This window comes from Brevundimonas sp. Br13 (genome assembly GCF_055391505.1).
Genome location: NZ_AP044008.1, coordinates 2,768,001 through 2,791,915, shown reverse-complemented (window position 1 = coordinate 2,791,915; position 23,915 = coordinate 2,768,001). Strand labels below are relative to the sequence as shown.

Here is a 23,915-nt window from a genome sequence, read left to right as displayed (position 1 = left end):
TGCGGCGTAGAACCCCACCGTCACGCCGCTTCGCGTCGCGCCGCCTCCCCATTTCATGGGGAGGAGACAGGCAAGGGCCGGCGCACCGTCTCCTCCCCGCCTGCGGGGAGGGGGACCGCCGCGCCGCTTGCGCGGGGGTGGAGGGGCTCTGGACGCCGCACGATGCGGATCGCCCCCACGCCGGGTCATAGGCGAAAGACCCTCTCCCGCTTGCGGGGGAGACCATCCCCGGCGTCCGCGTAGCGGACCAGGGTCGGAGGGGGAAGTGTCGCCAAAAAGGAAGACTTCCCCCATCGTCAGGCGTGTCGCTGCGCGCCACGGCCTGACACTTCCCCCGCAGGCGGGGGAAGGTCCGTGTCGCCCACGGGCGCCTCAGGCGTAGTTGAAGCTGATCGAAATCCGGTCGGACTTGGCCTGGTTGGTCGGCACCTCGTGGCGCAGCCAGCTTTCCCACATCAGCACCGTCCCGGCCTGGGGCCGCAGATAGACGAAGGGGCGTTCGGCCTCGGGGGCGTCGTCGGTGAGGCCGGGGCGGGCCATCATGAAGGGCAGGCGGGGGTCTTCCAGCTTCAGCGCGGAGGCGCCGTCGGGCACGTCGATATAGACGGTGCCGGACAGATAGGCGTGGGGGTGGATATGGCTGGTGTGGCCGCCGCCGGGCTTCAATATATTGACCCACAGATTGTCCAGACGCGGCTTGCGGGCCAGGTCGAAATTCAGCGCCTGGGCATAGGCCAGGGCGTGGCGGTCCAGGTGGCGCTTCAGCTCGGCGAACTCGGGGAAGCGCTGGGGCAGGTCGTTCAGAGAGGCGTAGGAGGTGTAGCCGCGATAGGCATTGTCGCGGCACCAGCGGCGGCCGGCGGCGTCTTCTTCGGCCATCATGCGGACCACCTCGATCAGCTGGGCGTTGAAGGCGGGCCAGCCGCTTCCCTCGGCGAGGGAGGCTTCATAGACCTGGGTGACGAAGAGGGGGCGCAGGGACATGGGGCCGGGATAGCCGGTCTGGCGCGGGGCGCAAGGCCTCGCCGTCGCAGCCGGGGAGAACCGCTGGGCAGGGGCGCACGATCCGGCTAAGACCGGGGCATGTTCAAGTCCGTCCTTGTCGCCAATCGCGGCGAAATCGCCTGTCGCGTCTTCCGCACCGCCCAGCGGATGGGGATTCGCACCATCGCCGTCTATTCGGAGGCCGACGCCCAGGCCCTGCATGTGCGGGCGGCGGACGAGGCGGTGCTGATCGGGCCGGCGCCGGCGCGTGAGAGCTATCTGGACGGGGCCAAGGTGCTGGCGGCGGCCAAGGCGACGGGGGCCGAGGCCATCCACCCCGGCTATGGCTTCCTGAGCGAAAACGCCGACTTCGCCGAGGCGGTGGCGGCGGCGGGGCTGATCTGGATCGGGCCGGACCCGGCTTCGATCCGGGCCATGGGGCTGAAGGACGCGGCCAAGGAACTGATGATCCAGGCCGGGGTGCCGGTGACGCCCGGCTATCAGGGCGCGGACCAGTCGCAAGAGACCCTGACGGCCGAGGCGGCGCGGATCGGCTATCCGGTGCTGATCAAGGCGGTCGCGGGCGGCGGCGGCAAGGGGATGAAACGGGTCGATGATCCGGCCGATTTCGCCGCCGGCCTGGCCAGCGCCCGGCGCGAGGCGGCGGCCGCCTTCGGCGACGACCGGGTGCTGATCGAACGCTACATCACCCGCCCGCGCCATATCGAGGTGCAGGTGTTCGGAGACCGGCACGGCGACGTCGTGCATCTGTACGAGCGCGACTGCTCTCTCCAGCGCCGCCACCAGAAGGTGATCGAAGAGGCGCCGGCGCCGGGCATGAGCGAGGCCGTGCGCGCCGCCGTGACCGGGGCCGCGATCAAGGCGGCCAAGGCGGTCAACTATGTCGGGGCCGGGACCATCGAATTCATCGCCGACGCCTCGGACGGGCTGAAGGCGGACGGCGTCTGGTTCATGGAGATGAACACCCGGCTTCAGGTCGAGCACCCGGTGACCGAGAGCGTGACCGGCGTCGACCTGGTCGAATGGCAGTTCCGGGTGGCGGCGGGCGAGCCCCTGCCGCTGAAGCAGGATCAGATCCGCCTGAACGGCTGGGCCATGGAGGCGCGCCTCTATGCCGAAGATCCGGCGACCGGCTTCCTGCCGTCGATTGGGCGGCTGGACCATTTCGTCATGCCGGACGGGATTCGGGTCGATACGGGCGTGGAGCAGGGCGGCGAAGTCAGCCAGTTCTACGACCCGATGATCGCCAAGCTGATCGTCCATGAGGACACCCGCGAGGCGGCTGCGGCGCGCCTGGCCGAGGCGGCGGGCGAGGTCGAGGTTTGGCCGGTCAAGACCAATGCGGGCTTCCTGAAGCGCTGCCTGGAGCACCCGCGCTTCGTCGCCGGCGACGTGGATACGGGCTTTATCGCGGCGGAGGAGGCGGCGTTGCTAGGCGACGGGCCGTCTTCGGACGCTCGGATCGCCGCACTGAACCTTATCGCCGACAATCAACATCTGGCGCCGCAACTGGGCGAGTATCGGTCACCTTGGTCGACAGATTCCGACAGCGCGGCTGTTGGTTTCCGCCTCAATGGACCTTCACGTGCGCTGTTTCAGGCGCAGATCAACGGCAAGAGTGTCGAGGGCTCGGTTCTGACTACCGGGCGCGGAGATTTCAGCTGGAAAATCGAGGCTGATGGCAGAATGGTTGTCAGCCGCGCCGATGAAAACCGGATAGTCGTCGGTGACGGCGTAAGTTTCGGTTACGCCGGAGCGTTGTCAGGCGTCGAGGGCGTCATCTTCGAGCAGGGTGACGCTTGGCCTGTCACAAAAGCCAGCAATGCGCGCGGATCGGATGACGGATCCGCTTCCGATGGCTCCCTGCGCGCGCCCATGCCGGGCAAGATCGTGGCTACGCCGGTCAAGGCCGGCGATGCGGTGACGAAGGGCCAGCCGGTCGTGGTGCTGGAAGCGATGAAGATGGAACACGCCCTGACCGCGCCGTTCGACGGCGTGGTGGAAAGCGTCGCGTCTCTTGGCGATCAGGTCGTCGAGGCGGCCGTGCTGGCGGTCGTGAAGGCGGACTAAAGCCCCACGCCGCCGATCGGGCGTGTCACGACCGTATCGCCCCACAGCGCGATCAGGCCGAGCGCCGGACGCATCACCCTGGATTCGCGGATCGTGTTGAACCAGGCATCGTGCGAGGCCTTGCTCATCCAGACCTCTGTGACGAGCAGGGCGTCGGCGTCATTCACGTCGTGCGCCACCACGTAGCTGTGGCAGCCTGGTCGCTTCACATTGGGGTCCAGCAGGCAGAGGCCCAGTTCGTCGCGGCGGCCGGCATGGGCCGTCAGGCGGGTAATCAATCCGTACATACTGGTCCTAAGCGCGCTAGGCGAAGTGAACTGCGCCGGAGAATGGTTAGGGGCCTAAGATTAAGAATCTGGCCAATGCGCCTAAGGGGCTCTAGGTGGGCGCCATGCCGCTTCATATGATCAAGCTGGGCGTCGGGGTGCCGGACGTCGAATGGCTGGAGGCCCGCGCCGCCAGGGGCGGGGCGCTCGTCGTCCACACACGCATGACGCCGAAACGGGCGACCGAGATCGAGGACGGTGGCTCGCTTTACTGGGTGGTGAAGGGGACGATCGTCTGTCGCCAGCCGGTGCTGGACATCGCCACCCTGGGCGAGGGCAAGCAGAGCCGATGCGAGATCACGCTCGAACCCAAGGTCATCCGCACGGCGCCCATGGCCCGGCGACCCTTCCAGGGCTGGCGCTATTTCGAGCCCAAGGATGCGCCGGTCGATCTGACCGACCTCGACGCCGGCGAGGCCCCGGAGGAACTGGTGCGTCAGCTTCGCGAACTGGGCGCCTGGTAGGCCAAGTCCTCAACGTTTTTGGGAGTTGACCCCGACGGGTCGGCGTGGCCTGTGCCGCGTCCGATGATCGCGCTCAGCCCCCAGACCCGTACCGCCTTCCGCGACCTGCTGAACCTGGCATGGCCGGTGATTCTGGCGCGCATCGGCATCATGACCATGGGGCTGACCGACGCCATCGTGGTGGGCAACTATTCCAGTCGGGAACTGGCGTTCCATTCGCTGGCCTGGGCGCCGACGTCGATCGTGGTGACGACGGCGGTGGGCCTGATGCTGGGCGTGCAGGTGATGACGGCGCGGACGCTGGGCGAGGGGCGTCGGCACGCGGTCGGCTCGGTGCTGCGTCGCGGCCTGACCTATTCGTTGCAGATCGGGGTGGTGTCGATGATCGCCCTGATCGCCATCGGCCCGTGGGGGCTGGGCAAGCTGGGGCTGGAGGACGGTCTGGCGGAAGGCGCCGGGCCTGCCCTGATCGTCTTCGCCCTGTCCATGCCCTTCTATCTGATCTCGGTGACGGGCCAGTTCTTCCTGGAGGCTCTGGGCCGGCCCAAGCCCGGCATGGTCGCCATGTGGGTGGCGAACGGGGTCAATCTGGCGCTGAACATCGTGCTGGTGCCGGACCTTCTGGGCTTCGGCTTCGACGGCGCCTTCGCCTCGGCCTGGGCTACGTTCGGGGCGCGGGCGGCGCTGGCGATCTTCCTGGTGATCTACATCCTGCGTCTGCCCGAGGCGCGGGCGCTGGGCATCTTCGACAAGCCCGAGCGCGATCCCAAGGCCGCGCGCGAACAGGTCAAGGTCGGCCTGGGCGCCGGGGCCTCCTATTTCATCGAGGTCGGGGCCTTTTCGGGCTTCACCTTCTTCGCCGGTCAGATCGGCACGGCGGAGACGGCGGCCTGGGCGGTCGTGCTCAACGTCTCGGCCATCGTTTTCATGCTGCCCATGGGGTTGTCGTCGGCGACGGCGGTGCTGGTCGGCCGCAGCTATGGCGCCGGCGACGGGCGAGGGGTGATGCGCGCCGGGCTGGTGGGGCTGGGCGTCGTGACGGCCCTGACATTGGTGGTCGCCCTGCTGGTCTGGCCCAGCGCCTATCTGATCGTCGGCGCCTATAATCGCGATCCGGCCCTGCTGGCCATCGCGGCGCCGGCCCTGGTGCTGGCGACGCTGTTCTTCGTTGCGGACGGCATCCAGGTCGTGGCGGCCCAGGCCAACCGCGCGGCGGGCGACGTCTGGTGGCCCACCATCCTGCATTTCGCCGCCTATGGCGCGGTGATGATGCCGCTGGGCTGGGTGCTGGCCCACCAGATGGGCGTCAACGGCCTGGTCTGGGCGGTGGTGATCGCGAGCCTGGCGTCCTCGACCCTGCTGACCGGGCGTTTCATCCGTATTGCGCGCCGTCTGCCGCAAGGCGTTTGAGGAAACCGCGCCGCCGCTCTATATCCCTGCGCTTCCCCGAACTCCTGGACGATCATGGCCCGCATCCTCATCACCTCGGCGCTGCCCTACATCAACGGCATCAAGCACCTGGGGAATCTGGCGGGCTCGATGTTGCCGGCCGACGTCTGGGCGCGGTTCAAGCGGGCCCAGGGGCATGAGGTCCTCTATATCTGCGCCACCGACGAGCACGGCACCCCGGCCGAGCTGGCCGCCGCCGCCGCCGGCCAGGATGTGCGCACCTATTGCGACGAGCAGCACGAAATCCAGAAGGCCGCAGGGCACGCTTTCGGCCTTAGTTACGACTGGTTCGGCCGGTCGTCGAACCCGCAGAACCATCGCCTGACCCAGCATTTCGCCGAGGCCCTGGAGAAGAACGGCCTGATCGAGGAGCGGGTGGATCGGATGATCTATTCGATCGACGACGCCCGCTTCCTGCCCGACCGCTATGTCGAGGGAACCTGCCCCCACTGCGGCCATGTCGGCGCGCGCGGCGATCAGTGCGACAACTGCGGCCGCCTGCTGGACCCGACCGACCTGATCGATCCCTACTCGTCCGTGTCGGGCTCCAAGAATCTGGAGGTGCGCGACACCCGTCACCTGTATCTGCTTCAGACCAGGATCGAGCCCCAGATCCGCGCCTGGGTCGACGGCAAGACCGGTTGGCAGACGCTGGCCAAGTCCATCGCCTACAAGCATCTGGACGAGGGGCTGATCGACCGGGGCATCACCCGCGACCTGGCCTGGGGCGTGCCGGTGACCAAGGACGGCGTTCCGCGTCCCGGAATGGAGGACAAGGTCTTCTACGTCTGGTTCGACGCCCCCATCGAATATATAGCCGCGACCGAGGAGTGGGCCGAGGCTACGGGCCGGACCTGGCGCGACTGGTGGCGTCTGGACGAGGGGGCGGACGACGTCCGCTACGTCCAGTTCATGGGCAAGGACAATGTCGCCTTTCACACGGTCAGTTTCCCCGCGACCATCATCGGCTCGGGCGAGCCGTGGAAGACGGTGGACCAGCTGAAGGCCTTCAACTGGCTGAACTGGTATGGCGGCAAGTTCTCGACCAGCCAGAAGCGCGGCGTCTTCATGGACCAGGCGCTGGAGCTGCTGCCGGCCGACTACTGGCGATGGCGCCTGACGGCCTATGGGCCGGAGCACGCGGATTCGGCCTTCACCTGGGAGGATTTCCAGGCCTCGACCAACAAGGACCTGGCCGATGTGCTAGGGAATTTCGTCAATCGGATCGTCAAGTTCGCCGAGTCCAAGTTCGACGGCGTGGTGCCCGAGGGCGGCGAGGCGGGACCGGTCGAGATTAAGCTGGAGGCCGACATCCGGGCCGCCGTGGCCGAGGCGACCGAACAGTTCGAGGCGATGGAGTTCCGCAAGGCCGCCGTCGCCGTCCGCGCCGCCTGGGTGCTGGGCAACGAATATCTGCAGGTCGCGGCCCCCTGGACCGCTCTGAAGACCGATCGCGACAGGGCGGCGGTGGGCGTGCGCACCGGCCTGAATCTGGTGGCCTTGTTCGCCCGGCTGGCGGCGCCGATCCTGCCCTTTTCGGCTGATAAGATCGCCGCCTCGGTCGGTTCGACCGATCTCAGCTGGCCCGCAGCGGACGAGGACTTGCTGAACCGTCTGCCGGTCGGCGGCAAGGTCGAGGCTCAGGGCGTGCTGTTCGCCAAGATCGAAGACGCCCAGGTGGCGGAATGGTCCGAACGCTTCGGCGGGGCGGAGTAGGGCGACCGCCTCAGTCCGCCTGCAGGCTCCCGCAGAAATGGGCGTGCAGCACGTCCATGACCTGAACCGCCGCCGGATGGACGATGAAATAGGTCAGGGTGCGGTGGTCGCGGCGAACGTCGATCACCCCCTCGTCCTTCAGCTTGGCCAGATGCTGGGACATGGATGTAGGGGCCATGCCGGTCTCGGCGATCAGGGTGGAGACGTTGCGCTCTCCCTGGGCCAGGGCGCACAGGATCAGCAGCCGGTGCGGACTGGCCAGCCCCTTCAGAAACGCCGCCGCCTGATCCGCTCGGGCCGGAAGGCCGTCGAAGACAGCGGTCATCGGTCGGTCTTTACATTTCATATTTCGATCATATCATAAATATCGAAATTGAAAAGGAGGCCGTTATGGCCAAGGACTATACGGCGCTGACGCGCGATATCTCGGCCTATATCGGTGAACTGCGCCGGGCGCAGCCGGGGCCGATGCAGGCCTTTTCGGAACTGGCCAAGACGGCGACCGCCGACGGCGCCCTGGACAAGAAGACCAAAGAGCTGATCGCCCTGGCGATCGGCGTGTCCCAGCGGTGCGACGGCTGTATCGGCTTTCATGCCAAGGCGCTGAAGGATTTGGGCGCGACGCGCGACGAGATCGCCGAAGTCATGGCCATGACGGTCTATATGGGCGGCGGCCCGGCCCTGATGTACGCCGCCGACGCCCTGCGCGCCTACGACCAGTTCGCCGAGGCCGACTAACCCTCGATGATCGGCAGACCGGCGGCGTACCAGGCCTGGATCCCACCGGTCAGGTTGAACAGCGGCTGACCCTCCGGCCCGGTCGGGCCGATGAAGGCGCAGACCTGATGGCTGCGACCGCCCTTCAGGCACATGACCACGATCTTGCGGTCGGCCGGAAGGTCCAGCGCCTGCCAGGCTGCGGGCATGGCGCTGAGCGGGGCCAGGATCGCGCCCTCGACGTGGGCGGCGGCGAACTCGTCCGCCTCGCGCACGTCGATCAGCACGGCTTCGCCGGACTGAAGCCAGGCCGCCGCCTCTTCAACGGTGACGGTCGCGACCGTCATGCGGCCGGAACCGACGCAGGCTCGGCCGGGGCTTTAACCGCGCTGTCTTCTGCGCGCTTCTGACCCAGATGTTTGGCGGCTTCCTCGGGGTTGATCTCGATGAAGGCCGGCGCCGAGGCGTTGAACTGCTCCATATTGCCGGTGCGGACCACCACCTGACGCGCGCCGTCCCAGATCATGTGCAGGGCGACGTACAAGACCACGACCAGACCGAAATAGCCGATCCAGCGGAAGCGGTGCAGCAGTCGGGCGATATAGGTCGCCGCAACCCCCATCAGGGCGATCGACAGGATCAGGCCGAAGACCATGATCCAAGGATGTTCGTGGGCGGCGCCGGCGACGGCCAGCACATTGTCCAGCGACATGGTGATGTCGGCGATCATGATCTGGAGCAGGGCGGCGCCGAACGACTTGCGCTTGACGCCAAGCTCTTCGGGCGAGGGGCCGGCGCCGTGCTCTATGCTCAGGGCGAGCTCCAGCTCCTTTTCCGCCTCGGCCTGATCGTGGGTGCGCTGCTCCTGCAGTTCGCGCCACATCTTCCAACAGACCCAAAGCAGCAGAAGACCGCCCGCCAGCAGCAGCCCGACCAGGGCCAGCAGCTGCACGGTGATCAGGGCGAAGCCGATGCGCATGACCACGGCGGCGGCCAGGCCGATCAGAATGGCCTTCTTGCGCTGCTCCTGGGGCAGGGCGGCGGCGGCCAGGCCGACGGCGACGGCGTTGTCGCCGGCCAGGACCAGATCCATCAGCAGAACCTGGCCCAGCGCGGTCGCTTGGCTGGCGAGTTCGGGAGAAGAGAGGAATTCCATGGCCGCTCCTTAACCTCGCCCGCGCCGTCTGTCAGCCGCGTTGCGCGCGCGCAGCCTCATAAAGCGCCACGGCCGCCGCATTGGAGACGTTCAGGCTCTCGAATCCGCCCGGCATGGGGATCTTGGCCAGGACGTCGCAATGTTCGGCCACCAGACGACGGATGCCGTCGCCTTCGGAACCCATGACCAGGACCGTCGGCTGGGCGTCCAGCGCCTCTTCCAGCGTCTGGTCGGCCGAACCGTCCAGGCCGACCGCGCGCCAGCCCAGATCCGCCAGTCTTTCCAGGGCGCGCGACAGATTGGTCACTCGCGCATGGGGCAGGCGTTCGGTGGCGCCGACCGCCGCCTTGGCCAGGGCGCCGGCCAGGGCGGGCGCATGGCGATCCTGAACGACGATCCCCCGAGCCCCAAAAGCCAGGGCGGAGCGGAAGACGGCGCCGACGTTCTGCGGATCGGTCAACTGGTCCAGCATGACGATGACCCCCTGGGCCGGATCGGCCAGATCGTCCAGCGACACTCCTTCCAGCGGCTGGACCTTGAAGGCCAGGCCCTGATGGACGGCGCCGGGCGGCAGCATGCGGGTCAGGATCTGGCCCTCGACCACTTCGATCTTGTGGCCGTGCGCCAATCGGCCCTCCTCGATTTCGGCGGCGCGCTCGGGCGTGGCCAGCAACCGGCCCATGCCGCGCCGCGCCGGATTCGCCAGGGCGGCGAGGACGGGGTGACGGCCCCACAGAAAATTATCGGCGTCCGCCTTGCCGCGATCGGGCGAACGCGGGGTTCGGCTCGCATCATCTCGGCCGGAAAAGCCTTTTGCGACAGGCTTTTGGCCCCTTTCCCGCGGGCCGGAAGATGGGTTTGCTGGGATTGGCTTTTTACCGCTTCTACGGTCGTTGCGTTCTGATTTCGACGACACTATAAGACGCCCTCCGATTTGGAGCCCCAAGGGCTTTCGGGTCTGGGCGCCCCCTCTATCGCAGAGGAGGCGACATGCCGAAGGCTTTTGTTTCGTCCCGCTTGATTATGGGCGGAACGAGGGGTCCGGCGGTTCGACAAGGCGCGTTGGGGGAATGTCCCGAGCGGCAAAGGGGGGGGACTGTAAATCCCCTGCGTAAGCTTCGAAGGTTCGAGTCCTTCTTCCCCCACCACGCGCCTTCGAACACGACGGATCAGGACGACGGAGAGGAATCGGCTGCGGCGTTCCCCGGAACTTCCGCAGTCTCCGCGCGGGTATAGCACAATGGTAGTGCAGCAGCCTTCCAAGCTGAGGATGTCGGTTCGATCCCGTCTACCCGCTCCAGGTTTTTAGATCAGCATCGCGCCCCTCAACCCGGGCCATCAGGAGTTTGGCCATGGCCAAGGAAAAGTTCGAACGCACGAAGCCGCACTGCAACATCGGCACGATCGGTCACGTTGACCACGGCAAGACGACGCTGACGGCGGCGATCACGATGACGCTGGCGAAGGCCGGCGGCGCCAAGGCGATGAACTACGCCGACATCGACGCTGCGCCGGAAGAGAAGGCGCGCGGCATCACGATCAACACGGCGCACGTGGAATATGAGACGGCGAACCGTCACTATGCGCACGTCGACTGCCCCGGCCACGCCGACTATGTGAAGAACATGATCACCGGCGCGGCGCAGATGGACGGCGCGATCCTGGTGGTTTCGGCCGCTGACGGTCCGATGCCGCAGACGCGCGAGCACATTCTGCTGGCTCGTCAGGTGGGCGTGCCGGCCCTGGTGGTCTTCATGAACAAGGTCGACCTGGTCGACGACGAAGAGCTGCTGGAGCTGGTCGAGATGGAGGTGCGCGAGCTCTTGAGCTCGTACCAGTTCCCGGGCGACGAGATTCCGATCACCAAGGGTTCGGCCAAGGCCGCGACCGACGGCGTGAACCCGGAGATCGGCGAGCAGCGCATCCTGGCCCTGATGGAAACCGTCGACAGCTACATCCCGCAGCCGGAACGTCCGGTGGACCTGCCGTTCCTGATGCCGGTGGAAGACGTCTTCTCGATCTCGGGCCGCGGCACCGTGGTGACCGGTCGCGTCGAGAAGGGCATCATCAAGGTCGGTGAAGAAGTCGAGATCGTCGGCATCCGTCCGGTCCAGAAGACGACCTGCACGGGCGTTGAAATGTTCCGCAAGTTGCTGGACCAGGGTCAAGCCGGTGACAACGTCGGCGTTCTGCTGCGCGGCACCAAGCGTGAAGACGTCGAGCGCGGTCAGGTTCTGTGCAAGCCGGGTTCGATCACCCCGCACACCAAGTTCGTGGCCGAGGCCTACATCCTGACCAAGGAAGAGGGCGGCCGTCACACCCCGTTCTTCACCAACTATCGTCCGCAGTTCTACTTCCGCACGACCGACGTGACCGGCATCGTGAAGCTGAAGGAAGGCGTCGAGATGATCATGCCCGGCGACAACGCCGAGCTGAACGTCGAACTGATCACCCCGATCGCCATGGACCAGGGCCTGCGCTTCGCCATCCGTGAAGGCGGCCGCACCGTCGGCGCCGGCGTCGTGGCCAAGATCGTCGAGTAATCGACGGTCCAAACGACCCGAAGACCTCAGCGGCCCCCGGAGAAATCCGGGGGCCGTTTTGCTTTCGGTCCCGTTGCTCTACGGTGAAGCCTGGGGGAGATCCAATGGCTTACGGAGACGAGGACTATAAGACCGCGCGGCTGAGGTTCGCCCCGCCGCCACAGACGTTTCCGCAGCGTGCGATCGACCTGGGCGATCGGGATCCGTTTGCGCTGAGCAAGAGGGGCGTCTGCTACATCCTGTCTGAGACCCTGGTGGACGTATGCGGACCTGTTCCCGTCTATAGCTCCCGCCTGGTGCAGAAGGTGACCGGCGGCGACGGCCTTCAGACCTGCGCCAGCTTCGAGATTACGTTTGATCCCGCTCACGAACATCTAGTCGTCCATACCGCCAGTGTCTTGCGGGATGGAGTGCGCCGGGAGGCCGCCAGTCCGGCGGCGTTTGAACTGCTGCGGCGGGAGTTGAACCTCGAACGGGCCATGTACGACGGTCGTTTGACGGCGCACATGATCATTCCCGATGTGCGCATCGGCGATGTCGTCGAAACAGCCTTCAGCATCGTCGGGGCCAATCCAGCCCTGGCAGGACGCCTAAGTCAGCACTTCCGCCTACAGTGGTCGTCGCCTGCGATCGAGACGGATTGCCGCCTTCGCGCTCCCGAGGACCGGCGCCTCGCGATGCAGACCCGGGGCGCGGTTCCGCCGGTCGAGGACACGGTCGAGGACGGGGTGCGCCAACTGCGCTGGCGCATGATCGACGCGCCGGTCTACATCTATGACGCGGATACGCCCGCATCCTTTGTCGGCCACGCCGAGGTCCACATCGCCGACAGCATGACCTGGTCGGACGTCTCCGACCTGTTTCGCGAGGCCTATGCGACGGACGTTCTGCCGGCGGGCCTGGAAGACGCGGTCGCCGAAATGGCCGCCGCACCCCACACGGCTGAGGGGCGCGTCGCGGAGGCGCTGAGATATGTCCAGCGCCTGTTGCGGTATCATTCGATCGGCGTGGGCGCGGGCGGTTTTCGTCCACGCACCATCAGGGACATCTGGGACAGCCGGTATGGCGACTGCAAGGACGCGTCTCGTCTTCTCGTCGCCATTCTCACGCGGCTGGGCTTCAAGGCTTGTCCCGCCCTGGTGAATACGCAGTTGCGCGAGGGGCTGGCCGAGGCGCTGCCCCATGCAACGGCCTTCGACCACTGTATCGTGCGGGTGGAGGTCGACGGACAGGCCTGGTGGTTCGACCCGACCTGTTCGCCGCAGTTCGGAAGCCTCTCCCATCTGACGCGCCCGCCCTACAAGGTCGGCCTGCCGCTGGCCGAAGATGCGGAGTTGGAGAAGATTCCGGAAGCGGCACGAAAAATGATCTGCGAGACCACGGAGCACTGGACCTTCGGTCACAAGGCCACTGATCCGGCCGAGCTCAAGCTCAGGACCGTCTATCGAGACTGGCGCGCCGACGACATGCGTCGCTGGCGTGAGAACGAGGGGGCTGACGGCGTCAGCCTGCGGATGCGCGAAGGGCTGGAGTCGGCCTATGGCGAGCTATCGGAGCTGGAGCCGCTGATCTGGAGCGACGATCCCGCAGCCAACCGGCTGGAGGTCCTTGAGCAATATCGGGTTCACAGGCCCTATGCGGTCAATGAAGGGGGCGACAAGGGCGTCCGTTTCGAGTCCCGCGACGACGTGGTCGGAGAGACCTTGAAGACCCAGTACCGTCCCCGCCGCGACCAGCCCATCGATCTGGGATCGCCGCGCATCGTCAGGACGGAACGCCTCTTCGTCTTCCCCATAAAACCACAGATCACGCCGTGGCGGCTGCGTTTCGAGGGGCCAGGCGTGCACGGCGTCAGCGAGTTCAGATGGCTGGATGAATACAAGGGGCGACATCTGATCGAAGTCGATGTCGAACGCCGCATTGTTCCGGTCGAGGCGGTTCAGGACTACTTCGCCTTCTTGCAGAAAATGCGGGCGTCCAACGGCGTCAGCTTCGACCTCGCCACCAACAGGTCCGGAAAGCTGAAGAGCCCGTCGACCGGCGCGACGGGCTGGAAAAGCTGGTTGTTGGTGCTTGGGCTGGTTTTCGCCTTCGGCGCCCTGCGCTTGCTGCTGCAGGCCGCCTGATCCGCGGCGTGCTGTCGGGCTTCAGCCCGCTGGCGCCCTGAACCTCATCGCTTCGCCGCCTCGATCATGCGGGCGATTTCGGCCGGGTCGATGCTGGCGGCGGCCTTGCCGTTGACGAAGAAGGTCGGGGTGCCTTGAAGCTTCAGGGCGGCGGCCGTGGTGTGGATGTCGGCGATGTGGCGGGTGGTGTCAGGTGCGGCCAAGGTCGCCTTGGCGCGGGCCAGATCGACGCCGTGTTCGACCAGGATGCGGTCGATGGCCTCTGGCGTCAGGGCCCGCTCGGTCATCAGGGCGTCATAGACCTCGAGATACTTGCCCTGCTGATGGGCGGCCAGGGCGGCGCGGGCGGCGTATTGCGAGGTTATGTCCTCTCCCCGGTCCAGGATCGGCCAATCCTTGAAGACGAACCGGACGTCCGGATGCGCGGCCATCAGGGCGCGGTACTGGGGCGCCACCGCCTTGCAGCCGGGGCAGCGGAAGTCGAAGAATTCGATCACCGTGACCTTGGCGTCGGCCGGACCGAAGGCGGGGTCGCGGCGGTCGGGGGCCAGAAGCGCGGCGTTGGCGGCGGCGGCCTGGTTGGTTTCATCGACCCGGGCCTGCCCCTCCTTGGCCTGCAAGGCGAGGCTGGCTTCCTGCAGGACTTCGGGATGTTCCAGGAGATAGGCGCGGACATCGCTGGACCCGCCGCCGAGATAGGGCGCGGCGGCCAGGCCCAGGGCGACCACCGACACCCCCAGGGCGACATAGCCGGCGACGGCCCCGTTCATCCGCCGGGCCGGGGCGGGCGGAGCGGCGGGTGTCTCGGGCGCGGGGGCGTCGTGGGTCATGAAGTCTCGCAACAGGCGGGGAGGGGGATCAGTTCAGGGTGGCGGGACGACGGCCGGCTTCGCGGCGATCGAGGTCCAAAAGATCATCGGGCGTCGCGCCGGACGCCAGGACGATATCCACCGCCCGGCGCCATTCAATGGAGTTGGGGTCCAGCATGCTGCGGGCCCGCAGGGCGAACTGGGTGGCCTGCTGTTCCTGGCCGGCGGCGAAATAGTATTCGGCGGTCGCCAGCCGGGCCTCGCCCTCCTTGCCCTGGGCGGCGTAGGCCTGTCCCAGCAAACGCCAGGCCATGGTGTTCTCGCGCTCGGCGACCGTGGCGTGTTTGAGCTGGTCGATGGCCTCGTCGAGGTTCTTGGGGTCCTCTGTGCCGATCAGGGCGTGGGCCAGGTTGATCCGCAGCAGGGGGGCGTCAGGCTTCAGCCGCACCGCCTCGCGGTGGGCGGTTACGGCCTCGGTCGGGCGGCCCTCTTCGAAATAGATCTGGCCCTTCAGTTCCGCGAAATAGGGGTTCTGAGGGTCTTCGGCGATCAGGGCGTCCACAGCCGTCAGCGCCTTGTCGGTCTGGCCGTCCCGATACCAGGCGATGGCGCGGGCGTAGCGGCCGGGCAGGCTGACATCGGAAGACGGATAGGCCCGCAGGGTGGTGTTGGGCGGGTCCATGAAGGCGTGGATCTTGGCCAGGATCAGGGCGTGCTGGGCCATCCGCTCGGGACTGTCGCGATGGTCGTAATGGGGCTGGTCCTGCACGAAACGCCGGAGGGATTCGATCCGCTGCGACGACAGGGGGTGGCTGCGGAAATAGGGATAGCGGCGGGCGTCGGAGAAGACCTCCTGGGCGCGGAAATTCTCGAAGAAGGACACCAGGCCCGCGCCGGATTCACCGGCCGCCTCCAGGGCGCGTGCGCCGGTCAGATCGGCCTCGCCCTCCTGGCTCTGCATATATTGCAGGGCACCGATCGTGCCGAAATACTGGCTGGAGCCCAAGAGGGCGACGCCCGCATCCGGCGCGCCTGCGGCGATGGCCAGGGCGCCCAGGGCCATGGTCATGAACATCGGCTGTTTGGCCGCGTTTTGGGCCCCGTCGCGCTGGGTGTGGCGGTTCTTGATATGGCCCGCCTCGTGCGCCATCACGCCCAACAGCTCATTGGGGTTCTTGGTCCGCAGGATCAGGCCGGTGTTCACGCCCATGATCCGCCCGCGCGTGGCGAAGGCGTTCAGCTCATTGTCATTGACCAGAAGAACCTCGACGTCGGACGGGTTCAGACCCATGGAGACGAAGACCGGATCGACCCATTCGCGGATGATCCCCTCGATCTCGGTGTCGCGGATCAGGCTCTGGGCCGAGGCCTGACCGGCGGCGACGAGGGCTGCAAAGCCCACCGCCGCCGCGGTCAGAAGGCGGGATGCGGATCGGGGAAGCCACGTCATGGCGTACTCCAAAAACGACCGGCCCCCGCCTGCATCCTGACAGCTTAATCGTGACCGATCAGCGGCGCCACCACCCGCGCTTGGGCTTTTCAGGCGGGGCGACGATTTGATTGGGGTCTTCGGCGATGATGGCTTCGATATCGACCTCGGGCTTGGGCGCCTCGAAGGTTTCCAACTCCGCCGTCGCGGCCGTCAGCACCGGCTGGTCGGCCTCGACCGCCGTCGGCGTCGCTTCCGGCTGGACCGGTTCAGGCTCAGGCGTGACGGCGGCGGCTGGCGTTTCGCTTTCGACTTCGACCTCGACCTCCGCCTCGGCCGGCGTCGCGACGGCTGGGGCGGCGGCGGTCTTGCGGCGCACGCGACGGCGCTGCGGCTCGGGCTGTACGGCGGATTGCGGTTCGGCTTGCGCCTCCGGCTGAGCCTCGGCGGCGACGGTCTCGGTCAGGACCGCCGCCTGCGGGGTCTCGTCGGCGGTTTCGGCGACGGCGGCGTCCGCCTTGAGGTCCTGGGCGTCGCCGCCTCGGCCCCGACCGCGTCTGCGACGGCGCCGCGAACGTCCGCCCTCTTCGCCGCCGCTTGCCGCAGCGACGACGTTCAGACCTTCAACCTCGGCCTCGGCCGCCGCGGGGCGATCGCCGCGCTCAGCACGGTCGGAGCGGGGCTCTGGCCGTCCCGGATTCAGCGGATCGAACCAGACATAGGGATTGTCCAGCGACGGCGTGCGGCCGCGCACCCAGCTGTAGACGTCGCGCTCGCCGTCCTCGCGCACCCGGCGCCCGCCGCGGCGGCCACGGCGACGGCGGCGACCGTTCTCATCGTCCTCATCGTCCGAGGCGTCGGCGACATCCATCGTATCGGCGGTGTCCGTTTCCCCGCCTTCCTCGTCGCGACGCCCGCCGCGACGACGGCGACGGTTCCGTCCGCGACCGCCCCCGTCGTGACGTTCGGCCCGCTCGCGCGGCTCGTCATCGTCGCTGTCCTCGCGGTCCAGGGCGTCCAGATCGTCGTCCTCGTCGTCGGTGATGATCTCTTCGTCGTCCTCCTCATCCTCGTCTTCATAGAGGGAGGCGTCGAAATCGTCGTCGAGGTTGGGCATCTCGATCTCGGGCGCGACGAAGTCCTCGTTGGTCTCGGTACGCTCGATATTGTGTTCGCCCTGGCCCAGGCTGTCGTCGATCTGGACGATGACGTTCAGACCGCGACGCTCCAGCAGCGACTGCAGATAGGCGCGCTTGTGGTTCAGGATGTAAAGGCCGACGGCGGTGCAGACCTTCAGCACCACGACGCCCGCGCCGTTCTTGCCGGCCTCGATATCGACAGCGCGCAGGGTCATCAAGGCGGCGGATTCGGCTGAGCGGATGCGGCCGGTGCCCTGGCAGTGCGGGCAGGCCTCGGTTGCGCCCTCGATCACGCCCAGGCGACGACGCTGGCGGCTGATCTCCATCAGGCCGAAGGGCGAGATGCGGCCCATCTGGATGCGGGCGCGGTCGGTCGACAGGGCCTCCTTCAGCACCCGCTCGACCGTGCGGTTGTTCTTGCCTTCATCCATGTCGATGAAGTCGATGACGACCAGGCCGGCGAGGTCGCGCAGGCGCAGCTGGCGGGCGGCTTCTTCCGCCGCTTCCAGGTTGGTCTTGAACGCCGTCTGTTCGACGTTGCGTTCCTTGGTGGCGCGGCCCGAGTTGACGTCGATAGCCACCAGGGCCTCGGTCTGGTTGATGACCAGATAGCCGCCCGACTTCAGCGGCACGACCGGCTGGTGGATCTGGGTCAGCAATTCTTCGATGCCGTTGGCCGCGAACAGGGGGCGCGAGCCGCGGTACAGGTGAACCTTCTTGGCCTGGGCGGGCATCAGCACGCGCATGAAGTCGCGCGCTTCCTTGAAGCCCTCGACGCCCTCGACCTGAATGCCGTCGAAGTCCTTGTCGAACATGTCGCGCACGGCGCGCCGGACGAGGTTCTCTTCTTCGTAGATCAGAGAGGGGGCGTGGGAGGCGAGGGTTGTCTCGCGGATCGTCTCCCACAGACGCAGCAGATATTGATAGTCGCGCTTGATCTCGGCCTTGGTGCGCTTGGCGCCGGCGGTGCGGATGATCAGGCCCATGCCCTTGGGCACATCCAGGGCCGCGACGGCGCTCTTCAGCCGGCGACGGTCCGAGGTGTTGGTGATCTTGCGGCTGATGCCGCCGCCCTTGCCGGTGTTGGGCATCAGGACGCAGTAGCGGCCGGCCAGCGACAGCCAGGTGGTCAGGGCTGCGCCCTTGGCGCCGCGCTCGTCCTTGACGACCTGCACCAGCAGGATCTGGCGACGCTTGATGACGTCCTGGATCTTGTAGCGGCGCATCAGCCGGCGCTTCAGCCGCTCTTCGTCGGCCAGGGCGGCCTCCGGATCGACGTCGTCGCCGGTGGATTCCCGATCCAGATCGTCCTCGTCCTCGTCGTCATGCGCCTCGGCCATGATGGCTTCGCGGTCGGCGACGGGGATCTGGTAGTAGTCCGGGTGGATTTCGTTGAAGGCCAGAAAGCCGTGACGGTTGCCGCCGTATTCGACAAAGGCGGCCTGTAGGCTGGGCTCTACGCGAGTGACCTTGGCAAGATAGATGTTGCCGCGAAGCTGGCGCTTCGCGCGGGATTCGAAATCGAATTCCTCAATCTGGCGTCCGTCTACGATCGCGACCCGGGTTTCTTCCGGGTGGGCCGCGTCGATCAGCATGGTCTTTGACATGGAAAGTCTCTCTCTGGCGCGCACAGGCCGACCGTCCCGGAACACCGGGCAGGGTCATGGCGGCTCGCCGAATGGGGGTAGGGGCCGGCGCGTGCGACTTCCCTTCGCCGAGGAGGGCGAAAGAGGCTTGGTCAAGCCGTAGGGGAAGGCAGGCGGAAAGGCCCATGGAGGTCGTCGGTCCTGAACCGGGCGCGCCAAACCTGGGGGGAAGGCCGCGACCCTGGTCCGCTCTTCGAACCATCGGCGACGCCGGGGCGGTTCTCGGATTGGTGAAAGTCAGCGCCGCGAGGAGGGCGCACCCCTATTCGCACAGGCGAAAGGGCGCGATCGGTTCGCGGACGGTTCACAGCATAGTCACGCCGCATGCGAATTAAAAGGTGTTCGGCCTTAACCCCCTGAATACGAGCCTCTGGCATGATGGATCCGAAGTCGCAGTAGGAGTGGTTTGCAGGCGTCATGGGTGGTCGCGCTGTCACAGGGATGAGCCGTTGGGGCGCGAAGGAATGGGCGATGACCGCCCTGGCCTTCGTGGTCATCTGCGCCTGCGTCCTGTTTGCGACGCGCGGTTTCGCCTGGGGCGCCCAGGGCGACGTGCTGGCCGTGCGGTTCGGCGCCGACCGGGATCGGACCCGTGTGGTCATTGATCTGGACAAGTCCACACAGGGGCGCGTGATCAACGCGGGAGACGGCGGACGGATCACCCTGGCTCTGGCCGGAGTGGCGCCGGGAAGCGGCCTGAACGGCGGCGGATCGGGCCTTGTCCGCGCCTATCAGGTGACGGCGGTCGGCGGCGCCTCTCGCGTCGAGTTGGAGCTGGCGCGCGACAGCCAGATCGAGCGACGCTTTCTTCTGCCGCCTGGCGACGGGGTGGCCCACTATCGCTATGTGGTCGATCTAAAGGCGAACGGAGGCGCCGTCGGCCCCGCTGCGCCGCGTGTCTCGCCGACCCCGGCTCCCCGACGCGCCGAGAAACCGCTGGTCGTCATCGACGCGGGCCACGGCGGCCGCGATCCGGGCGCAAGCGGCGCGAAGGTGAGTGAGAGTGAGGTGACTCTTGCCGCAGCCCTGGCCCTGAAGGCCGAGCTGGAGCGCACGGGCCGGTATCGCGTTCTGCTGACACGCGAAACCAACACCTATGTCGATCTGTATCGCCGTGTCGCCATTGCGCGTCGGGCCGACGCGGATCTGTTCATCTCGCTGCACGCGGATGCTGGGACGGACCCGGCCGTGCGGGGCGCCAGCGTTTACACCCTGTCCGAACAGGGCGCAGGGCGGGCGGTGCGCGAGTTCACGCGGAGCGACAACTGGCATCGCGAACTGCATCTGCCCGGCCGCGACCCTTCGGTGGACCGCATCCTGCTGGACATGACCCAGCGTGCGACCCAGAACCGATCAGCCCAGTTCGCCCGTGTGCTGCTGACGCATTTGGAGGCCTCGGACCATCCGCTGCTGCGCCGCAGCCATCGCGATGCGGGCCTGGCCGTGCTTCTGGCGCCGGACGTGCCGGCGGTTCTGCTGGAGATGGGCTTCATCACCAATCCCGAGGACGAACGGCTGTTGACCGATGAACGGGCGCGTCGCCGCCTGATGAGGTCGGTCGCCGACGGCATCGACCGCTATTTCCGCGAGCCCGCTGCGGCCCTGGTGACCGCCTCCAACGACGGACCCGCCGGTCAGCCGTGACCGGTCGGCAACCAAGCCGGGGCTTGGCGGTTGTCGGATCATGAAGAGAGCAATCGTCACGGGAGGCGCCGGCCTGATCGGCGCCGGCATATGTCAGGCTCTGGCCAGCGAAGGCTGGCAGGTCGTCTCATTCGACAAGAAGGCCGCCGCGCCGGGCACGCGGCAGATCCTGTGCGACGTCGGCGACGAAGCCTCGGTCGCCGCCGCCTTCAAGGATCTGGGGTGGTCCGAGCTCGATCTGCTGGTCAACAACGCCGGCATCGCAGATCCCGCGAATGGTCCGTTGGCCGAATTGTCGCTGGAGGCATGGCGCCGCACCCTGGACAGTCACCTGACCGGCGCCTTTCTGATGAGCCGTGCGGTCATTCCCCGCCTGAAGGAAGGGGCAAGCGTGGTCAACATGGCTTCGACCCGCGCCTTCATGTCCGAGCCCGAGACGGAAGCCTACGCCGCGGCCAAGGGGGCCCTTGTCGCCCTGACCCACGCCATGGCGATCAGCCTGGGGCCAAAGGTGCGGGTCAATGCGATCGCGCCGGGGTGGATCGCTGATCCTGACGATGTGACCGCTGCCGACCACGAGCAGCATCCGGTCGGTCGGGTGGGGCGGGCGAAGGACGTCGCCCAGGCCGTGCTCTATCTGGCGGCGGCCGAGTTCGTCACAGGACAGGTGCTGACCCTGGACGGCGGGATGACGCGAAAGATGATCTATGCCGACTAGGGGCGAGCTGCCCTAGGCCAGGCCCGCCTTCTTCAGCGTCTTCCAGGCCTTGATCACCCGCTGTAGCTTGGCCTCGGCGCCGCGGTCCCCGCCGTTGGTGTCGGGATGAAAGCGCTTCAGCATCTCGTGGTAGCGGGCCTTGACCGCCGCCTTGTCCGCGCCGGGCTCCAGGTCCAGATCCGCCAGGGCGCCGCGCTCCAGCTTGCCGACGCGCCGATCCTCGGTCGGCGACTGGGGCGCCTGATCGCCGCGACGGCCGAAAAGGCCGAAACTGTCGCGCCATGAGCCGGCGCCTGTGGTGTTCGACGTACCCATCTTCGCCGAGAAGGCGGCGGCTTCGCGCGTGAATCGACCCGCCTTCATCTCCCAGGTCGGGCGTCCGCCCGTCATGGCCTCGTTTTCCTGAGCCGCGCGAATCTCGCCTTCGGTCATGCCGGCGTAGAAGTTCCAGCCCTTGTTGTACTCACCCGCATGGGCCTGGCAGAACTCATAAAAGTCGTTCAGTCGTTCGCGCGACTTGGGCGCCTTGGCGGTCGCGGCGCGGCGGCAGTCCGGCCACTGGCACGGCTTTTCGCCGGGCTTGAGATGCAAAACATCCGCCTGGGCCGCTTCCTCCTCGGCCTTGGGCGGTTTCACGCGGATGTCGGTGAATCGCGGCTTGTATTGAAAGGAGGCGGACATCACACGAAGTGTAGTTCGGATTTGGACCTCTTCAAGGAAACGATCATGTCAGACGGGCCCGTGGCGACGATTATCCGTGAAAAACTGACCGCTGCGTTGTCGCCGCAACGTCTTGAGATCGAGGACGACAGCTGGCGGCACGCCGGCCACCATCACGAGGGCGGCATGGACGCCCAGCCGGGTGGGGAGAGTCATTTCAACCTTGTGATCGTGTCATCCGCCTTCGAGGGCGTTTCGCGAGTGCTGCGCCAGCGCCGGATCAACGACCTGCTGCGCGCCGAACTGGCCGGGCCTGTACACGCCCTGTCCATAAAGGCCCTGACGCCGGCGGAGGCCGTTCACAGCGTCTGATTGCGGCGGAGACCAGCGTTCACTCCGTCTTAGAACCTTCGTACTAGCGTCGCGCCTTACAAAGAACGTGGGGGCGGGTTCATATGGTTGAATCGGACGGTGTTGCTAAGACATTTCCCGGTGATCGGCGCGCGGGCGACCCGGCCCAGGCCCTGACAGCCATCCTGCAAACCCAGTATCTGCGCTATGTCATCATCGCCTCCTGGGCCCTGGCGCTGTTGGGCACCGCCCCTTGGTGGCAAGCCCTGATCTGGTTCGTGATGACCCTGGGGGCCGGCACGATCCGGGGCGTGGTCGAGCACAAGCTGCGTGATCGGGTGGAGGCGGGCTGGGGCATGGTCTTCCCAGCGGTCGCGACCGTCACCACCGCCGCCTGGGCCGTCGCCCCCCTGATGGCCTGGTACTCCGGCGCGGTTTTCGGCCAGGCTTTGGCGGTCGGATTCATCATTTGCGGCTATGTGCTGGTCTTCGCCCAGCTTCGTAATTCGCCGCTGCACGCGATCATCGTCTCGTCGCCCTATGGGGCGGCGGCGGCGATCATGTTGCTGAGCTGCTGGGGCGAGCCTCAGTTCTGGTCGATGATTGCGGTGCTGCCGTGCGTGGTCGCCGTGCTGTTCGTGCTGGTGACCATGACCATGTTGCGCGAGAGCCGGATCGAGGCCTTCCAAGCCCACCAGGCCCATCTCATCGAAGAGCTGGAGGCCGCCCGTGACAAGGCGGATGCGGCGAACCAAGCCAAGTCCAACTTCCTCGGCGTCATTTCGCACGAGCTGCGAACGCCGATGAACGGCGTCCTCGGCGCGGCGCAGCTGCTCAGCGCAACTCGACTGGAGGCCGCCCAGCGCGAATATCTGTCGATCATCCGCAACTCCGGCGACAACCTTCTGTCGCTGCTGAACGACATTCTAGACATGACCAAGATCGAGGCCGGCAAGATGACCTTCGAGGTCGTCGATGTTGTGGTGGAGGACCTTCACCGTCGGATCACCGGACCCTTCGAGGCCCAGGCCGAGGCCAAGGGTCTGACGTTCGCGTCTGAACTGGAAGGCGAGATTCCGGCGGTCGTGCGCGGCGATCCGCTGCGCGTCTGTCAGGTCGTGCAGAACCTGTTGTCCAACGCCGTGAAATTCACCGACGGCGGCGAAATTCTCTATCGCGTGCGCGGCACGCGCATCTCCGATCGGCGCGTCGGCTTTGAATTCTCGGTGACGGACAGCGGATCGGGCATATCCGAAGCGGATCTGGCCCGGCTGTTCCAGCCCTTCACCCAGGTGGACGCCTCATCCACGCGGCGCTTCGGCGGAACGGGCCTGGGTCTGACCATCGCACGCCGGATGGCCAACATCATGGGCGGCGACATCACGGTGGACTCCGAGGTGGGGCGCGGATCGTGCTTCACCCTGACCGTAGAGGCCGAGGTCGTGGAATGGGTTCGTCCTGTCGCGACCGGCGCCGTAGAGGCCGAGGTCGAGGAAGGCGTTGCGCTGAGAGTGCTGGTGGTCGAGGACCACCCCGTCAACCGCATGATCCTGGAAGCCTGGATGAGCACGGCCTCCCACGCCGCCGTCACGGCGGAGAATGGACAGTTGGCCGTAGAGGCGGCGTCCGAACAGCCGTTCGATCTGATCATAATGGACGTCAACATGCCGGTCATGGATGGGCTGACGGCGACTCGGCGCATTCGGGACGGAGACGGGCCGAACGCCGACACGCCGATCGTCGTGCTGTCGGCCTCAGCCCGCAGCGAGGATCACGAAGCCGGGCTGGAGGCCGGCGCGGACGCCTATCTGACCAAGCCGATCGACTTCGCCGCCCTGGCGGAGATGATGGGCCGTGCCGCCGGCGGGCGCGCAGCCCTGAGCGCCGCCGAGGATTCGCCGAGCCAGTCGGCCGCAGCCTGACGCGACTGATTTAAGGGGGCGCGCA

21 protein-coding genes and 2 tRNA genes are annotated in these 23,915 nt (G+C 66.8%); 13 read left to right on the top strand and 10 right to left on the bottom strand.

Features of this window, described 5'->3' with window-relative positions; translation table 11 throughout:
* Positions 1-372 precede the first annotated feature (372 nt).
* Positions 373-984, bottom strand: coding sequence for a TIGR02466 family protein (locus tag ACZ5M6_RS13840; RefSeq protein ID WP_191554268.1), 612 nt, complete (start codon positions 982-984; stop codon positions 373-375).
* Between the two features lie 99 nt (positions 985-1,083).
* Here ACZ5M6_RS13840 and ACZ5M6_RS13835 point away from each other — a divergent pair, with 99 nt between their 5' ends.
* Positions 1,084-3,075 (top strand): acetyl/propionyl/methylcrotonyl-CoA carboxylase subunit alpha, encoded by a 1,992-nt coding sequence (locus ACZ5M6_RS13835; RefSeq protein ID WP_464158933.1) that lies wholly within the window; start codon positions 1,084-1,086, stop codon positions 3,073-3,075.
* On the opposite strand, the gene ACZ5M6_RS13830 is transcribed toward ACZ5M6_RS13835, so the two are convergent.
* On the bottom strand, positions 3,072-3,362 hold the full coding sequence (locus ACZ5M6_RS13830; RefSeq protein WP_316407369.1) for a putative quinol monooxygenase: 291 nt from the start codon (positions 3,360-3,362) through the stop codon (positions 3,072-3,074). The genes ACZ5M6_RS13835 and ACZ5M6_RS13830 overlap by 4 nt on opposite strands.
* Before the next feature lie 104 nt (positions 3,363-3,466).
* On the opposite strand from ACZ5M6_RS13830, the gene ACZ5M6_RS13825 reads away from it, so the two are divergent.
* The 3 genes from ACZ5M6_RS13825 to metG are packed head-to-tail and all read left to right on the top strand — an operon-like array spanning position 3,467 to position 7,030.
* Positions 3,467-3,865 carry a DUF1489 family protein gene (locus tag ACZ5M6_RS13825; protein WP_184277801.1) on the top strand — a complete coding sequence of 133 codons (399 nt, stop codon included), beginning with the start codon at positions 3,467-3,469 and terminating at the stop codon, positions 3,863-3,865.
* A gap of 51 nt (positions 3,866-3,916) precedes the next feature.
* Positions 3,917-5,275 (top strand): MATE family efflux transporter, encoded by a 1,359-nt coding sequence (locus ACZ5M6_RS13820; RefSeq protein WP_464158932.1) that lies wholly within the window; start codon positions 3,917-3,919, stop codon positions 5,273-5,275.
* Between the two features lie 54 nt (positions 5,276-5,329).
* Positions 5,330-7,030, top strand: coding sequence for a methionine--tRNA ligase (gene metG / locus ACZ5M6_RS13815; protein ID WP_464158931.1), 1,701 nt, complete (start codon positions 5,330-5,332; stop codon positions 7,028-7,030).
* A 10-nt stretch (positions 7,031-7,040) separates the two neighbouring features.
* On the opposite strand, the gene ACZ5M6_RS13810 is transcribed toward metG, so the two are convergent.
* Positions 7,041-7,355 (bottom strand): ArsR/SmtB family transcription factor, encoded by a 315-nt coding sequence (locus ACZ5M6_RS13810; RefSeq protein ID WP_152950662.1) that lies wholly within the window; start codon positions 7,353-7,355, stop codon positions 7,041-7,043.
* A gap of 65 nt (positions 7,356-7,420) precedes the next feature.
* Here ACZ5M6_RS13810 and ACZ5M6_RS13805 point away from each other — a divergent pair, with 65 nt between their 5' ends.
* On the top strand, positions 7,421-7,768 hold the full coding sequence (locus tag ACZ5M6_RS13805; RefSeq protein WP_054766191.1) for a carboxymuconolactone decarboxylase family protein: 348 nt from the start codon (positions 7,421-7,423) through the stop codon (positions 7,766-7,768).
* On the opposite strand, the gene ACZ5M6_RS13800 is transcribed toward ACZ5M6_RS13805, so the two are convergent.
* From ACZ5M6_RS13800 to rlmB, 3 genes are read right to left on the bottom strand one after another with little or no spacing between them, the layout of a single operon-like run.
* A complete protein-coding gene (locus ACZ5M6_RS13800; RefSeq protein ID WP_336967590.1) occupies positions 7,765-8,094 on the bottom strand; it encodes a rhodanese-like domain-containing protein in 330 nt (109 codons plus the stop codon). The genes ACZ5M6_RS13805 and ACZ5M6_RS13800 overlap by 4 nt on opposite strands.
* Positions 8,091-8,903 carry a TerC family protein gene (locus tag ACZ5M6_RS13795; RefSeq protein ID WP_464158930.1) on the bottom strand — a complete coding sequence of 271 codons (813 nt, stop codon included), beginning with the start codon at positions 8,901-8,903 and terminating at the stop codon, positions 8,091-8,093. The genes ACZ5M6_RS13800 and ACZ5M6_RS13795 overlap by 4 nt, the downstream gene beginning before the upstream one ends.
* 31 nt (positions 8,904-8,934) lie before the next feature.
* Positions 8,935-9,819: a 23S rRNA (guanosine(2251)-2'-O)-methyltransferase RlmB gene (gene rlmB, locus ACZ5M6_RS13790; RefSeq protein ID WP_152950659.1), complete on the bottom strand. Its 885-nt coding sequence runs from the start codon at positions 9,817-9,819 to the stop codon at positions 8,935-8,937.
* Between the two features lie 148 nt (positions 9,820-9,967).
* On the opposite strand from rlmB, the gene ACZ5M6_RS13785 reads away from it, so the two are divergent.
* The 4 genes from ACZ5M6_RS13785 (at position 9,968) to ACZ5M6_RS13770 (ending at position 13,572) form a co-directional block, all read left to right on the top strand.
* A tRNA-Tyr gene (locus ACZ5M6_RS13785) sits at positions 9,968-10,051 on the top strand.
* 78 nt (positions 10,052-10,129) lie between these two features.
* Positions 10,130-10,203 (top strand) — tRNA-Gly (locus ACZ5M6_RS13780).
* 52 nt (positions 10,204-10,255) lie between these two features.
* On the top strand, positions 10,256-11,446 hold the full coding sequence (gene tuf / locus ACZ5M6_RS13775) for an elongation factor Tu (RefSeq protein ID WP_183217189.1): 1,191 nt from the start codon (positions 10,256-10,258) through the stop codon (positions 11,444-11,446).
* 104 nt (positions 11,447-11,550) lie between these two features.
* Complete coding sequence (locus ACZ5M6_RS13770) at positions 11,551-13,572, top strand: DUF3857 domain-containing transglutaminase family protein (RefSeq protein WP_464158929.1); 2,022 nt, start codon at positions 11,551-11,553, stop codon at positions 13,570-13,572.
* A gap of 44 nt (positions 13,573-13,616) precedes the next feature.
* Here ACZ5M6_RS13770 and ACZ5M6_RS13765 read toward each other — a convergent pair whose 3' ends face one another.
* The 3 genes from ACZ5M6_RS13765 to ACZ5M6_RS13755 are packed head-to-tail and all read right to left on the bottom strand — an operon-like array spanning position 13,617 to position 18,556.
* The gene (locus ACZ5M6_RS13765) at positions 13,617-14,402 is read right to left on the bottom strand and encodes a DsbA family protein (protein WP_183214790.1); all 786 of its coding nucleotides are present in this window, start codon (positions 14,400-14,402) and stop codon (positions 13,617-13,619) included.
* A 28-nt stretch (positions 14,403-14,430) separates the two neighbouring features.
* Positions 14,431-15,831, bottom strand: a complete 1,401-nt coding sequence (locus ACZ5M6_RS13760; RefSeq protein WP_152950658.1) for a M48 family metalloprotease — start codon at positions 15,829-15,831, stop codon at positions 14,431-14,433.
* Between the two features lie 58 nt (positions 15,832-15,889).
* The gene (locus ACZ5M6_RS13755; RefSeq protein ID WP_464158928.1) at positions 15,890-18,556 is read right to left on the bottom strand and encodes an Rne/Rng family ribonuclease; all 2,667 of its coding nucleotides are present in this window, start codon (positions 18,554-18,556) and stop codon (positions 15,890-15,892) included.
* A gap of 510 nt (positions 18,557-19,066) precedes the next feature.
* Between ACZ5M6_RS13755 and ACZ5M6_RS13750 the strand changes: the two genes are divergently transcribed.
* Both ACZ5M6_RS13750 and ACZ5M6_RS13745 read left to right on the top strand, forming a co-directional pair.
* Positions 19,067-20,239, top strand: a complete 1,173-nt coding sequence (locus ACZ5M6_RS13750) for an N-acetylmuramoyl-L-alanine amidase family protein (protein WP_464158927.1) — start codon at positions 19,067-19,069, stop codon at positions 20,237-20,239.
* A 40-nt stretch (positions 20,240-20,279) separates the two neighbouring features.
* Positions 20,280-20,957 carry an SDR family oxidoreductase gene (locus tag ACZ5M6_RS13745; RefSeq protein ID WP_464158926.1) on the top strand — a complete coding sequence of 226 codons (678 nt, stop codon included), beginning with the start codon at positions 20,280-20,282 and terminating at the stop codon, positions 20,955-20,957.
* A gap of 12 nt (positions 20,958-20,969) precedes the next feature.
* Here the strand turns inward: ACZ5M6_RS13745 and ACZ5M6_RS13740 are convergent, their stop codons facing one another.
* Positions 20,970-21,638 carry a J domain-containing protein gene (locus tag ACZ5M6_RS13740; RefSeq protein ID WP_054766181.1) on the bottom strand — a complete coding sequence of 223 codons (669 nt, stop codon included), beginning with the start codon at positions 21,636-21,638 and terminating at the stop codon, positions 20,970-20,972.
* A 45-nt stretch (positions 21,639-21,683) separates the two neighbouring features.
* On the opposite strand from ACZ5M6_RS13740, the gene ACZ5M6_RS13735 reads away from it, so the two are divergent.
* Together ACZ5M6_RS13735 and ACZ5M6_RS13730 are read left to right on the top strand one after the other, a co-directional pair.
* Positions 21,684-21,989: a BolA family protein gene (locus ACZ5M6_RS13735; protein WP_054766996.1), complete on the top strand. Its 306-nt coding sequence runs from the start codon at positions 21,684-21,686 to the stop codon at positions 21,987-21,989.
* 83 nt (positions 21,990-22,072) lie between these two features.
* A complete protein-coding gene (locus ACZ5M6_RS13730) occupies positions 22,073-23,890 on the top strand; it encodes an ATP-binding protein (RefSeq protein ID WP_183214786.1) in 1,818 nt (605 codons plus the stop codon).
* Positions 23,891-23,915 lie beyond the last annotated feature (25 nt).